At 50.8% G+C, this 14,087-nt stretch carries 15 protein-coding genes; all 15 read left to right on the forward strand.

All coding sequences use genetic code 11. The features are described 5' to 3' along the window. Positions 1-116: 116 nt before the first annotated feature. The 15 genes from MKY82_RS11700 to trpC all read left to right on the forward strand — a co-directional run bounded on the left by MKY82_RS11700 (position 117) and on the right by trpC (position 14,087). Positions 117-1,079, forward strand: a complete 963-nt coding sequence (locus MKY82_RS11700) for a 1,4-dihydroxy-2-naphthoate polyprenyltransferase (protein WP_194541928.1) — start codon at positions 117-119, stop codon at positions 1,077-1,079. Between the two features lie 112 nt (positions 1,080-1,191). After that, the gene (locus MKY82_RS11705; RefSeq protein ID WP_220685883.1) at positions 1,192-1,734 is read left to right on the forward strand and encodes a hypothetical protein; all 543 of its coding nucleotides are present in this window, start codon (positions 1,192-1,194) and stop codon (positions 1,732-1,734) included. A 112-nt stretch (positions 1,735-1,846) separates the two neighbouring features. Beyond that, complete coding sequence (locus MKY82_RS11710) at positions 1,847-2,707, forward strand: heptaprenyl diphosphate synthase component 1 (RefSeq protein WP_216530968.1); 861 nt, start codon at positions 1,847-1,849, stop codon at positions 2,705-2,707. A 36-nt stretch (positions 2,708-2,743) separates the two neighbouring features. Next, positions 2,744-3,475: a demethylmenaquinone methyltransferase gene (locus MKY82_RS11715; protein ID WP_194541931.1), complete on the forward strand. Its 732-nt coding sequence runs from the start codon at positions 2,744-2,746 to the stop codon at positions 3,473-3,475. Continuing rightward, positions 3,468-4,340 carry a UbiA-like polyprenyltransferase gene (locus MKY82_RS11720; RefSeq protein ID WP_194541932.1) on the forward strand — a complete coding sequence of 291 codons (873 nt, stop codon included), beginning with the start codon at positions 3,468-3,470 and terminating at the stop codon, positions 4,338-4,340. The genes MKY82_RS11715 and MKY82_RS11720 overlap by 8 nt, the downstream gene beginning before the upstream one ends. Next, complete coding sequence (locus MKY82_RS11725; protein WP_194541933.1) at positions 4,340-4,942, forward strand: flavin prenyltransferase UbiX; 603 nt, start codon at positions 4,340-4,342, stop codon at positions 4,940-4,942. The genes MKY82_RS11720 and MKY82_RS11725 overlap by 1 nt, the downstream gene beginning before the upstream one ends. Before the next feature lie 190 nt (positions 4,943-5,132). Further along, complete coding sequence (locus tag MKY82_RS11730; protein ID WP_194541934.1) at positions 5,133-6,107, forward strand: polyprenyl synthetase family protein; 975 nt, start codon at positions 5,133-5,135, stop codon at positions 6,105-6,107. Between the two features lie 111 nt (positions 6,108-6,218). Next, entirely contained in the window at positions 6,219-6,662 is a 444-nt protein-coding gene (gene ndk, locus MKY82_RS11735) for a nucleoside-diphosphate kinase (protein WP_098743022.1), read from the forward strand. A 40-nt stretch (positions 6,663-6,702) separates the two neighbouring features. Beyond that, on the forward strand, positions 6,703-7,506 hold the full coding sequence (locus MKY82_RS11740) for a protein-glutamate O-methyltransferase CheR (RefSeq protein ID WP_071218407.1): 804 nt from the start codon (positions 6,703-6,705) through the stop codon (positions 7,504-7,506). A gap of 168 nt (positions 7,507-7,674) precedes the next feature. After that, on the forward strand, positions 7,675-8,844 hold the full coding sequence (aroC, locus tag MKY82_RS11745) for a chorismate synthase (protein WP_194541936.1): 1,170 nt from the start codon (positions 7,675-7,677) through the stop codon (positions 8,842-8,844). A 1-nt stretch (position 8,845) separates the two neighbouring features. After that, positions 8,846-9,940 carry a 3-dehydroquinate synthase gene (gene aroB, locus MKY82_RS11750; protein ID WP_339296121.1) on the forward strand — a complete coding sequence of 365 codons (1,095 nt, stop codon included), beginning with the start codon at positions 8,846-8,848 and terminating at the stop codon, positions 9,938-9,940. Positions 9,941-9,943: 3 nt separating this feature from the next. Beyond that, on the forward strand, positions 9,944-10,318 hold the full coding sequence (aroH, locus tag MKY82_RS11755) for a chorismate mutase (RefSeq protein WP_194541938.1): 375 nt from the start codon (positions 9,944-9,946) through the stop codon (positions 10,316-10,318). Positions 10,319-10,674: 356 nt separating this feature from the next. Continuing rightward, a complete protein-coding gene (trpE, locus tag MKY82_RS11760; RefSeq protein ID WP_220685881.1) occupies positions 10,675-12,228 on the forward strand; it encodes an anthranilate synthase component I in 1,554 nt (517 codons plus the stop codon). Between the two features lie 19 nt (positions 12,229-12,247). After that, positions 12,248-13,288: an anthranilate phosphoribosyltransferase gene (gene trpD / locus MKY82_RS11765; protein WP_100536321.1), complete on the forward strand. Its 1,041-nt coding sequence runs from the start codon at positions 12,248-12,250 to the stop codon at positions 13,286-13,288. Then, positions 13,278-14,087 (forward strand): indole-3-glycerol phosphate synthase TrpC, encoded by an 810-nt coding sequence (gene trpC, locus MKY82_RS11770; RefSeq protein ID WP_220685880.1) that lies wholly within the window; start codon positions 13,278-13,280, stop codon positions 14,085-14,087. Before trpD ends, trpC begins: the two co-directional genes overlap by 11 nt.

A 14,087-nucleotide genomic window follows, 5' to 3' on the forward strand; every position in this document is an offset into this window, starting at 1 on the left:
TCCAAAAGTAACATTCGTCACATTTGTAAACTCGTTTGTCAAGTACAATTCCAACAGACCACGGCCATGAAATCCTTTAATCTGAAATCAGATCAATTGGATAAAGGATGATGGTCATGGGAATCCGGGCTTTTTTTAAACTGGTGGAAATACAGACAAAGGTAGCCAGCATGATTCCGTTCCTGTTCGGCACTTTGTATGCATTGTTTCGTTTTCAGCAGTTCGATGGGTATCATTTTGCCCTGATGCTGGCATCATTGCTGTCGTTTGATATGGCAACGACGGCCATCAATAACTATTACGACTATAAAAAAGCGATTAAAAAGAACGGGTTCGGTTACGAGCAGCACAATGCCATTGTACGTTATAACCTCAAGGAGCCTGCGGTCGTCTCCGTCATCATCGTACTGCTATTGACAGCCGTTGGTGCAGGGATTGCGCTGTTCTTATCTACGGGCTGGTTAATCCTGCTGCTGGGGGGATTGTCTTTTGCCGTAGGGATATTATATTCGTTCGGACCGATTCCGATCTCGCGGATGCCGCTAGGCGAGCTGTTCTCCGGATTGTTTATGGGATTTGTCATCCTATTTATTTCGGCATGGATCCATGCCGAGGGTGGCCATCTGGCGGTTCTGGATCTCCAGGGCGGCGTTCTGTCCCTTCAGGTGAACCTTCCCGAGGTACTGCTGCTGCTGGTGGTATCACTGCCGGCCATTCTGGGGATTGCCAACATCATGCTGGCCAACAACATCTGCGACATGGATGAGGATATGGAGAACAAGCGGTATACGCTGCCCGTATATATAGGATTCAGGCCATCTCTAAAGCTGTTCCGAATTCTGTACTGCCTTGCTTATCTGGATCTGGTGGCTCTTCTCCTGATGAAGGTGCATCCCGTGTTAATTCTTCTGGTGTTCGTCACCCTTGTCCCGGTTTATAAAAAAAGCGCACTGTTCACCGCCCATCCTTCCAAAGAGAAGACATTTGTGATCGCGGTGCAAAATTTCGTCCTCATGAATCTGGCGAGGATCGCTGCGCTGGGAGTAGCCGTGGCATGGACATCTCGATCGTTATTCTAAACCGAATCGGCTCGTTTTACCTGAAGCAGGCATAGCCTGCTTTTTTTCTTTATACAATGAGGTATGGACTCATGAGGAGCAGAAGAAACTAGGAATAGAGGAGGTTTAGGACATGAAGCACTGGCAATCCGTACGAGCCGTACTCCTGCCCGCGGCGATAGCATTTATCATGCTCGCAATGTTAATGGGGCTTCAATCGCAAGCCCGTTATAAGGTCGGCGCTGTGGCAGCGGCGATTCCCTATCACAGTCGGGAGTTAAGCGATGCCAAACTCGTGGACTCCCTAATGAATCTTCCTCTTCATCTGAAAATAAGCCGGGCAGATTATGATGAAGGCGCCCTGACGCTGGATATCAAATTAAGCGACCCCCCGGAAACGGCCGCCGAGGTATATGAGGATATCGCCAGCATTATGTCATTTACCTTCGAAGGAACGGATAATGTGCAGCAGTTGTATCTAAGGGTGGTAGCCATCGATCGCTGGGGAGGGAAGCGGTATCTGCTGCTGGCTTCGAACATGAGCAAGGATGCCTGGGACTTGCGCAATGCAGAAGCTCTAACCCAGCTTGAGAACGGCGATGTTCCGCCATCCGTTGCGGCCCCTCTTAACCTGACATTTACGAATCTTTGGCTAAAGCAGTTCAGCAGGCCTTGAAAGGGGTAAAATAGTAGATGACAGGGCATGTACGTGCCTTGAACATGTGTTATAATAGATTGGATTGTGGGCTCAATTGGACAAAAGAACATCAAGTGCACGGAGGCTGAGAATGAAATCGTATCGCGTACCAGAACTGGCAGAGAAATATTTAAATTATGATATGATTCAGAACCACACGGAACTTCCGAATTTTCCGGATGCCCGTGTTCATTTGCTATACATATTTTTAAAGGATTCGGGACGAAATCTTGCCGGACATGAAGAATTGTACGCACTGGTTACCTCACTGGTTCAGGTGGGACTCGATACGCATGAGAGCATCGACGTTACGGAGGGCAATCAAGGAGAGGCGATGATGCGATCCCGGCAGTTAAAAGTGCTTGCAGGGGATTATTTCAGCAGCCGTTTTTATCAACTCCTTGCCTTAAAGGGCGAAATTGCTGTCATCTCGCTTCTTAGCAAGGCTGTCAGCGATGTTAACGTGATGAAGATGAGATTATACGGCAAAATGAAAAAAACGCTGCTGCCTTCTGAAGAATATCTACGGCTAACGGTACAGCTGAATATGCAGCTGTTTCTTTCTTTTACTCCGCTGCTTGAAGTGTCCGTACAAGAAACATGGGAGAAGCTGCTCAAGGAAATTACGGAATGTGAGACGCTTGTGCAGGAGATGGAACGCTGTGCGACGCCTGAAGTCGGCAGATGTGGTTACGTGTACTGGCATCTGATCGAGTCAGGGAGCGACGAGGAACGGAAGATGCTGGTTGGCAAGAAAACGGATATGAAGGACTGGAGGAAGCTGATCCTGAAGCACAAGGTTTCGGAGAAACTGCTGGACAAGCTGCGCGAGTCCGTAAATGCCGTACAGCTGCTGCTGGCAAACCGTGTAGGAGAGAGCCCGTACGCCGGTATGCTGGACCCGTTCCTGAAACGGCTAAGCACGTACCGGTCCGTAGTAAGTGAAGGGTAGGGGGATGCTGTGGATAATCAAACAACCAAGTTAGACATGAGTAAGCATGACGGCAAAAATCCAAAAGAGCAATACGTCCATTCCGTCTTTGAAAGCATTTCGGGAAAATATGATATGATGAATGATATTCTCAGCTTTCGAAGACATAAAGCTTGGCGCAAGTTTACGATGAAGAAGATGAACATGCGCCATGGCGATACGGCCATCGATCTATGCTGCGGTACTTGCGACTGGACGATTAGTATGGCACAGGCAAGTGAATCCGGACACATAGTTGGACTCGATTTCAGTGAGGGGATGCTGAATGTCGGCCGGGGCAAGGTTGCCAAACATGGGCTGGACCAACAGGTGGAGCTGGTTCAGGGAAACGCCATGAGCCTGCCGTTCGAAGACAATCAGTTCGACTACGCGACGATCGGTTTCGGTCTTCGCAATGTACCGGATTACATGCAGGTTCTGCATGAGATGAAACGCGTGGTTAAGCCTGGCGGGATGGTTGTATGTTTGGAACTGTCCAAGCCGACTTGGCAGCCGTTCAAAGGCATTTATTATTTCTACTTTCAACAAGTGCTGCCTCGGATGGGGAAACTGGTAGCCAAGCGTTACGAGCAGTATAAGTGGCTGCCGGAATCGCTGGCGTTGTTCCCAGGACGAGAGGAGCTTGCCGAAGCTTTCCGTCAGACCGGACTTCAACAGGTTCAGGCCTATCCCTTGACTGGTGGCATAGCAGCCTTACATATTGGGATCAAGGAGAATCTGGATGTTTAAGAAAATAGGAACTTATCTTGAAATGATTAAAGTGGAGCATACACTGTTTGCTCTGCCTTTCGCTTTTATGGGGGCGATTCTAGGATCGGCCGTCGTGTTTGACCAGCTACCATCCTGGGGAGATATCGGATGGATCTTTCTTGCCATGTTCGGTGCACGCAGCGCTGCGTTCGGATTGAATCGGCTCACGGATCAGCATATCGATGCCAAGAACCCCCGCACCGCAAGTCGCGCCATTCCGGCAGGCCTGCTAAAACCGCTGGAAGTTATCTTATTCATTATTCTGTCTTTCGCGGTGTTTTTCTGGGCCACTTACATGCTGGATCCGTTTGCATTCCGTTTGCTGCCTATCGCTATTTTTATGCTTATTATTTATTCATATACCAAACGGTTTACTTGGCTTTGCCATCTGGTGCTCGGGCTTACAACGGCGCTTGCTCCGCTTGGCGGATGGGTTGCGGTAACCGGTCAAATCGACTGGAAGGCCATTGTATTCTATATCGCGCTTGCGTTCTGGACGGCGGGATTTGATATTGTTTACGCGTGCCAGGATGAGAAGTTTGATGCAAAAGAAAAGCTGTACTCGATTCCTTCCCGGTTCGGTTTGCATAAAGCGTTGTGGTTCGCACGCGGTTTTCACGTAGTAACGGCTATCGGCTTTATCATTCTTTTCTTTGTCACACCGGTTGGCTGGTGGTATCTGATCGGCATGGTCATCGCCTGCGGAATTTTGTTCTATCAGCATTACATCTTGTCGCCAAACGATATGAGCCGTCTGCAAACCGCCTTTTTTACGATGAACAGTACACTGAGCATCATTCTGTTTGTATTCACTCTGATTGATTTGGTGGTGCGGTATATCTGATGAAATCCTTGCGCAGAAAAAGCTGGGTTGTCGGGATAACGGGAGCCAGCGGCAGCATATACGGAGTTCGCCTTACGGAGAGCCTGCTCTCGCTGGGCTATGATGTGCAGTTGATCATTTCCAATGCGGGATGGCGTGTTCTGAAGGAGGAAATGGGCTTTCAGGCAGGCAACCGCGAAGAAGTGCTGGCCGAGAAATTCGGCGGATATGAGGGGAGTGTCATCTACCATCCGATCTCCGACATCGGGGCAACGATAGCCAGCGGCTCTTACCTGGTGGAAGGCATGATCATCATGCCATGCTCGATGGGCACGTTATCCTCGGTGGCGCACGGATCTTCGGACAACCTGATGGGCCGCGCCGCCGATGTCATGATGAAGGAGGGCCGTCCCCTGGTGCTTGTCCCGAGAGAAACGCCTCTGCATGCGATTCACCTGGAGAACATGCTGGCGCTGGCCAAACTTGGCGTCAAAATCATTCCCGCGATGCCCGCGTTCTATTACGGACCGAAGACCATTGATGATATCGTGAATTTTCTGGTCGGCAAGGTATTGGACAGCTTGCGCATTGATCATCAATTGTATACGAGATGGGGAGAATAGCAGGCCGGGCCGCATCCAAGGAGCTAGCGCTGTTGTTATGACGACTTAACGAACCTGTGCTACGATTTGGACGAACGACAACAAAGAAGGGTTACGCTTATATTTCAAGTTCGTAGGTGAGCTAGGCCTGCTAAGATCGCAAGGTAGTGCCGGAGTGATGGAATGAGAATCTAAGCATACGGGTGAAAAGATGAAACGATTTGACATATTCGGAACCTTAAAAAAAGATATGGACGTTATTGAGAAGGAACTCTATCTCAGCGTCGAAGGCGACAGCCCCGAGCTAACCGAGACTTCCTTGCATCTGCTTAGAGCAGGAGGCAAGCGACTCCGTCCTGTTTTTGTGCTGATGGGCGGTAAGTTCGGCGACTATGACATTGACAAGCTGAAGCATGTGGCCGTCCCGCTCGAGATGATTCACAGTGCATCGCTCGTTCATGATGACGTGATCGATGATGCGGACACGCGGCGAGGTAAGCCAACGGTAAAGGCGAAGTGGGACAACCGGATTGCCATGTATACCGGCGACTATATATACGGCAAGGCGCTGGAGTTGACGACCCAACTGAAGCAGCCAGAGATTCATCAAATTCTCGCCAAGGCCATGGTCGAGATGTCCATCGGGGAAATGGAGCAGATTCGTGATTTCTTTAATACCGATCAGGACGTCAGAAGGTACCTTCTGCGTATTCGCCGCAAAACGTCGCTCTTGATTGCCGTCAGCTGCCAGCTCGGAGCACTGGCTGCGGATGCGGACCGCAAGGTCGCAAACAGCCTGTATCGATTCGGATATAACGTCGGCATGGCCTTTCAGATTCAGGATGATCTTCTGGATCTGTGCGGGACGGAGAAGCAGATTGGCAAACCGCCGGGGAGCGATATGAGGCAGGGGAATATTACGCTGCCCGTTATATTTGCTCTCGAAGATAGCAAACGGAGGGAGTCGCTGCTGCAAGAGCTGGATCGGATTCATGCACTGAATGGCCAGTGTGATGTGACTGACGCCGTGAAGCTTGTAACCTCAAGCGATGGTATATCGAGATCTGAGGCGCTCGCTGATCGGTATATCCGTAAAGCATTGGCCGCATTGGATACATTGCCTGACATCAAGACCAAAAAACAGCTTAGAGATATCGCAAATTTTATTACAAAGCGGTCATATTAGCCTTAACCATGAGGTTGCTTTCTGTTAAAATACGGGTACAAACATGTAACATCACCTGAGCATGGAATGATTGTTCAATATCCTAGAATGAGGGGAAGCGTGATGAGGCCAATGGAACGTACTTTTTTAATGATTAAACCGGATGGTGTACAACGTGGGCTGATCGGCCGAATCGTCGGCCGTTTGGAGGATAAAGGATTCAAGCTGGTTGCAGGCAAGTTCCTGCAGATTTCAGACGAGCAGGCCAAGCGCCATTATGCGGAACATGAAGGCAAAGATTTTTTTGAAAACCTGGTTGGGTTTATAACGTCCGGACCGGTGTTTGCGATGGTTTGGGAAGGGGACGACATCATTGCTTTGTCCCGCCAAGTGATTGGCAAAACGAATGTGAAGGATGCGCTGCCCGGGACGATCCGAGGGGATTTTTCAGCTCATACGCCGCACAATCTGATTCATGGATCGGATTCACCGGAGAGCGCGCAACGCGAAATTGCCAATTTCTTTGAAGAGAAGGAATTGGTTGAATATAACAAAACGCTGTCCCCTTGGCTGTAAGCTAAGGAAGCGGAATAATCTGATTAAACAGGATGATACGATGACGGAACATGAACCTGTGCTGGATGATCCGGATTATATCGGCTTTGTTCGCAGCATCGAACGAAGCACGGGGATCAATCTCGCAGATTATAAAGAGGCGCAGATGAAGCGAAGGCTGACAACGCTGCGTTTGAAGAAGGGCTTTGAAACCTTTTCGGCCTTCTACGACGCAATGATGAAGGACAAGCCATTATTTCATGAGTTTTTAGACCGGATGACAATTAACGTCTCGGAGTTTTGGCGCAATCCCAACCGGTGGGAGGTTCTCCGTGACAAAATATTGCCGGAGATATCCCAGCAGAATCCCGGGGTATTGAAAATATGGAGCGCCGCCTGCTCCACGGGTGAGGAGCCTTACACGCTTGCTATGATACTGTCCGAACAGAAGATGCTGAGCCGTGCGCGCATCGCGGCGACAGATATTGATGACGGCGCATTACATAAAGCGAAGGAGGGCCTATATGTCGAGAGGTCATTGAAGGATGTGCCTCCGGATGTAGCCGCCCGCTATTTTAAGGAAGAAGGTTCGGTGTATCGCTTCAGTGAGCATTTGAAGAAGGAAGTAACCTTTCATAAGCAGAATCTGCTGACGGACCGCTTCGAGACGGGATATGATCTGATTGTTTGCCGAAACGTGATGATTTATTTCACGGAAGGCGCCAAGCACAAGCTGTACCAGAAGTTTGCCTCAAGCCTAAAGCCAGGCGGATTCTTGTTTGTGGGCAGCACGGAACAGATCTTTAATCCGGGACAATATGGCCTGGAGAGCAACGAGACCTTTTTCTACCGTAAAATTCAATAGAGACAGCTAATCATAACGCATAAGCGCTTTTCAATCCGAAGGATGAGAGGCGCTTTTGCTTGTCTTGAGGCATTCTTGTCAAAGCGTTAGACCTATACTATAATGAGCAGAAGATATTTACGGAGTTTAGCGGTTTAACGCTTAAAAGTTTAAAGGGGGAAAAGCATCATGAGCTTACGCTTTTTAACTGCCGGGGAAACGCACGGTCCTCAGCTGACAACTATAATCGAAGGACTTCCAAGTAATTTGGAGCTTGATTTCGAAGCATTGAACTTTCAGCTTCATCGGAGACAGAAGGGATATGGCCGGGGACGCCGCATGCAGATCGAGAAGGATACCGCGCAAATCCTAGGAGGTGTGCGTCACGGCTATACAACCGGTGCGCCCATCGCGTTGGTCGTGCAGAATAATGACTGGAAGCATTGGCAGAACATTATGAACGTGGAGCCGATTGAGGGCAACGACGAGGTGAAAAGACGGGTACACCGTCCAAGACCGGGACATGCCGACTTAAACGGCGGTTTGAAATACAATTTGAAGGATCTGCGTAACGTGCTGGAACGCTCCAGTGCCCGTGAAACCACAGTTCGCGTAGCGGTAGGTGCTATCGCGAGACAATTCCTGGCACAATTCGGCGTTAAAGTGGCAGGCCAGGTCATCCGGATTGGCGAGATCGAAGCTCCCCCGCACAATCTTTCGATCGATGAGCTGATCGAGCGTACGGAAGCCTCCTCGGTTCGCGTGGTGGACGAAGAGACCGAGAAGAAAATGGAAGCCTACATAGACCAGATCAAAAAAGAAGGCGACTCCATCGGCGGCATCGTGGAATGCATCATCGAAGGCGTGCCGGTCGGATTGGGCAGCCATGTCCAATATGACCGCAAGCTGGATGGCCGCATCGCACAGGGCGTGATGTCGATTAATGCCTTTAAGGGCGTTGAGGTCGGAATCGGATTTGAAGCGGGCCAATTGCCCGGTTCCCAGGTACATGACGAGATTATGTACAGCGAAGAGCGCGGATACCACCGTGCAACCAATCGCCTGGGCGGATTTGAAGGCGGGATGACCAACGGCATGCCGATCGTCGTTCGCGGCGTCATGAAGCCGATTCCGACGCTGTACAAGCCGCTCCAAAGCGTGGATATCGATACAAAGGAAGCTTTCACGGCTCAGGTTGAACGCTCGGATGCCTGTGCGGTTCCGGCCGCCAGCGTTGTCATGGAGCATGTTGTGACATGGGAAGTAGCGAAGGCTTTCCTTGAGAAGTTTGGCGGTGATTCGATGGAAGAAATTCATGCGAATTACCAGAACTACCTGAAGCAGCTGGAGAACTACTAATATGAGAACACTTCAGGTAGAGCTGGGAGAGCGTTCCTATCCGATTTATATCGGAGCTGGCATTTTGGATACCATCGGTGAGCTGAGCGCGAAGCATGGAATTACACGCAAGAGCCCGCATTTGATTGTAACGGATGATAAAGTAGCGCCTCATTATTTGTCTCAAGTGGAGGAGCAGTTAAAATCGGAAGGATACACGGTTATTTCCCATATTGTCCCTTCCGGTGAATCCTCCAAATCGCTTCAGGTCTATGAAGAGGTAATGACTACAGCAATCAACGGCAAGCTGGATCGCAGCTCGGCAGTATTTGCGCTGGGTGGAGGCGTTGTTGGTGATTTGGCCGGATTCGTCGCGGCAACGTATATGCGCGGCGTGACGTTTGTTCAGATCCCGACCACCATCCTGGCCCATGACAGCAGCGTTGGCGGCAAAGTGGCGGTCAACCATACGTTAGCCAAAAATATGATCGGCGCGTTCCATCAACCCGTTATGGTGGTTTACGATGTGAACACGTTGATGTCATTGCCTCCGCGCGAGGTGTCTTCTGGTCTTGCAGAGATGGTGAAGCATGGTTTGATCCTGGACCGTGATTTTGCCTATTGGTGCCGGGAGAATGGGCAAAAGCTGCTGAGCCTGGATCCTGATACGTTGATATATGGCCTGGAGCGCGGCTGCGCGATCAAGGCGAACGTCGTATCCCAGGATGAGCGGGAAGGCGGTTTGCGTGCCATCCTTAATCTCGGGCATACCATCGGTCATGCCATTGAAGCCGTTGGCGGCTACGGACGCTTCTTGCACGGCGAGGCGATTGCCATCGGCATGGCAGGCTCGGCCCGCCTTGCCGAAAAGCTTGGCAGACCGGCGGATCTGCACAATGAGACGGTGAGCATGCTCAAGGCGGTGAATCTGCCGGTAACCTTGCCGGGTGACGTCTCGGTTGAGCGAATTATGGACGCTATGCAGCATGATAAAAAGTTTGCCGAGGGAAATATGGTATTTATCGTACCGGAATCCATCGGCTCCGTCAGCATCGTTAAGGATGTACCGGTAGAAGCTGTTCGATCCGTGGTTGAACAGTTGAAGGGAGAGGGATAGTTCATGATGAATCGGGGAATCCGGGGGGCGACAACCGTCACCCGCAACGATGAGCAGGAGATTGTACAGGAAACGCTGCGGCTCCTTGAAGAGATGGTGAGACGCAACGAGCTTCAGCCGGAGTATATCAGCAATATATGGATTACGATGACACAGGATCTGGACGCGACGTTTCCGGCCAAAGCGATACGCCAGCTGGAAGGCTGGGATCTGGTCCCATTGATGTGTTCGGTTGAAATACCGGTTCAAGGCAGTCTGCCGCGCTGCATCCGGTTTATGATTCAGGTCAATACGGATAAAAGCCAGAGCGAGATTAAGCATGTGTATTTGAATGAAGCCAAGCGGCTGCGACCGGATTTATCAGGCTCCAACGCCTGATGTAGAAATTTAGGGTTGCAGTAACAGGGCTTCATCCTGTATAGTGATATCAGAATAGCTGAGTAGAGTTAGGTTTTACAGATGAGTTGAGTTGAGAAGAGCTGAGGCATTTTAGGCAATAACATAATCGGGATTAAGGATGAACTTGATTTCATGATGAATAGTACAGCATGTTCACGGCTGGTTACAAGCCTATTTCTTGTATCCGTCAATGGAACAATAGCCGCTGTAGTTCGTCGTTGAATGGGCTCTGAATTCCTTGACCGCGCTCTTTTTTCATAGACTTATTCTGAACGTTAACCTCTACTTCGGTAGAGGTTTTTTTGTTGTATACCATCAATTAAGGAGGGATTGACATGGCGAATCCATCAATGGAGCAAGTGGTGGCTATGGCAGGTGAATATAACCTGATTCCGGTAGCGATCAGACTGTTAGCCGACATGGAAACCCCGATTCGCATTTTTCAACGATATGCGGAACGGAAGCGGGCATTTTTACTTGAAAGCGTTGAGGGCGGAGTACAGTGGGCACGGTATTCGTTTATTGGAACAGACCCCTTCTTAATGATTACGGGTAAAAAAGGAAAGATCGAAATTGAAAGGAACGGAGAGCGTTCCCTGCTGAAAGGAAAGCCTGTCGAGGAGTTAAAGGCGCTGCTGCGAACGTACCGCAGCCCGCAGCTGAAGGAGATGCCACCTTTTACCGGAGGGGCTATCGGATTTTTTGGATATGACCTGCTCCAATATTATGAGAAGCTTCCGGCACATGCGATGGACGATCTCGGAATGGATGATATCCGGTTCATGTTTTGCGATCAAGTCATTGTCTTCGACCATGTGAAGCAGCAGATCATGCTGGTTGGCAACGTACATGTGAAGCCGGGGGATTCGGACGAAACCATCCGGCAAAGCTATCGGGATGTATGCCGTACCTTGGAAGCCGCAGCCGAGCAGCTGCAAGAACAGGGACCGCGGGAGAACGTGAACTCCAAAGGCATTCCGGCGGATGTTGATATGGGCGACATTAAATCCAATATGACAAAAGAGAAGTACCTCTCCAATGTGGAGCAAGCAAAGGAATACATTCGCGCTGGTGATATTTTTCAGGTGGTATTGTCCCAGCGCTTCCATATTGAGACCGAAGTATCGCCGCTTCACGTATACCGGGTGCTGAGAACGCTAAATCCTTCACCGTATATGTACTACCTTAAGATGGACGACGACATTATCGTAGGAACCTCCCCGGAAGCCCTGGTGAAGGTGGATGGACGAAGATTGGAAACAAGACCGATTGCAGGTACCAGACCTAGAGGCAGCGATGAGGCCGAAGACCAGGCGCTGGCCGATGATCTGCTGCAGGACGAGAAGGAACGAGCCGAGCATTTGATGCTGGTGGATCTGGGGCGCAATGATCTGGGCCGCGTGTCAGAGTTCGGCACAGTGAAGTGCGACACGTTCATGGAAATTGAGAAGTATTCCCACGTGATGCATATGGTATCCAGCGTTTCCGGTCAGCTGAGAGAGGATAAGGATTTCTTCGATGCTTTTCTGTCCTGCTTGCCGGCAGGAACGGTATCCGGTGCTCCGAAGCTAAGGGCCATGGAAATTATTGCGGAGCTGGAACGGGAAGCAAGAGGCGCGTATGCGGGCGCCATCGGTTATCTCGGCTTCGGCGGCAATATGGATTCCTGCATTACGATCCGTACGATCATTTTTCGTCAGGGCAAAGCTTATGTCCAGGCGGGGGCCGGCATCGTATGGGATTCGGTACCGGAGAAGGAATATGAAGAAACCATCAACAAAGCCAAAGGGATGCTGAAGGCGATCCGCGTCGCGGAAGCGATGTTTCCGTCCAGCACGGGGGCTAACGATTTAATTAATCAGGATTACCTGTACCAATACACACCTTAAACCGAAGGAGGAGAACGTAATGAACGTCATGGAAACGATGCAATCCAGCCTTACGAAGCTGATTCAAGGTCAAGATCTGAGCCGGGAGGAAGCGCGCGGGGTCATGCAGTCCATTATGGAAGGCCAGGCAACCCATTCCCAAATCGGGGCGCTGCTTACGGCCTTGAGAATGAAGGGGGAGACGGTCGAAGAGATCACCGGCTTCGCCGAGGCGATGCGTGGTGCGGGCGGGCGCGTCGTTACCGAGCGAAACCAGCTGCTGGATACGTGCGGCACTGGAGGATCCGGGATTCATAAGTTTAACATTTCTACCGTATCCGCCATTATCTCCTCCTCGGTTTCGGTCAGAGTGGCCAAACACGGCAACCGCTCGGCATCGGGACGGGCGGGCAGCGCCGATGTGCTCGAGGCGCTGGGCGTGAATATCCACTTGACGGCAGAGCAAGCGACAGCCTGTCTGAATGATATCGGAATTTGTTTCCTGTTTGCCCAGATCTATCACCCTTCGATGAAATATGCCGCAGCTCCTCGCAAAGAGCTCGGGGTTCGAACCGTATTTAACATGCTGGGGCCTTTGACAAACCCGGCCGGCGCAGATCGGCAGATGCTCGGGATATACGATATGAACAAAACGGAAACCATCGCACAGGTGCTTAAAGAGCTTGGTTTAAAGCGGGCCATGGTGGTAACCAGCCATGACGGCTTGGATGAAATTAGCATCTCTGCACCTACGCGCGTATCCGAGCTTCGTGGCGGAGAAGTCCGAACGTATGACATTCATCCGCATGACCTGGGACTGTCGGTTCATCCGATGAGCGATATTCTGGGCGGCGATGCAAAAGAGAACGCGGCTATCATCGGATCCGTGCTGCGCGGTGAGCGCAGTGCTTATCGGGATATCGTGCTTGCCAATGCCGGTGCCTGCATCTATGTGTCTGGGCTTGCGGATAGTTTGGCCGAAGGTGTGCAGCGCGCTGCGGGAGCGATCGATTCAGGGCTGGCTCAGTCCAAGCTGGAGCAGCTGATCTCAAGAACGGGGGAAATGAGTTATGTATCTTGATCGAATAGTAGAAACGAAACGTAGAGAAGTTGCTCAGCTGCGAGATACATTCAGCATCTCGGAGGCAGAGAGGCAAATAGCGGATTTACCGCCGACTCTCGGCTTTGGGAAGGCGTTGTCGACGGGGCGTAAACGCAGCATGGGGTTAATTGCCGAGGTGAAGAAGGCTTCGCCGTCCAAAGGGCTAATTCGTCCGGACTTTGATCCGGTTATGATCGCCAAAGCATATGAGGCAGCCGATGCCGACTGTCTTTCCGTGCTGACCGACAAGGACTATTTTCGGGGTAGTGGAGAGTATTTGAAAGCGGTAAGGGCAACCGTCAACATTCCTTTGCTGCGGAAGGATTTCATTATCGACGAGACTCAGATTTACGAGGCGCGACTGTTAGGTGCGGACGCGGTTCTCTTAATAGCGAGCATACTGGAGCCTGAGCGAATTGCGGAGTTTATAGACATCGCCGGCTCGATTGGCTTGGATAGCCTGATTGAGGTCCATGATGGACAGGAGCTGGAATCGGTTCTTGGGCTGGGAACAGCTCAGCTGATCGGAATAAATAACCGCAATCTGCGGACCTTTGAAACATCGCTGCAGACAACAGCCGATATCGCGGCACAAGTACCGCAGGGAATTACCTTGATCAGCGAAAGCGGAATATCAGGTCCCGCCGATATTTCCTACTTGCATTATGTTGGGGCACGTGGTGTTCTGGTAGGGGAGCATTTCATGCGCCAGCAGGACGTGTTCCGCGCGGTAAACGATCTAATGGGACCCTTGCCGATCGCTGCAGACGTAGAATAA

This window comes from Paenibacillus sp. FSL W7-1279 (genome assembly GCF_037969845.1).
Classification (GTDB): domain Bacteria; phylum Bacillota; class Bacilli; order Paenibacillales; family Paenibacillaceae; genus Paenibacillus_AQ.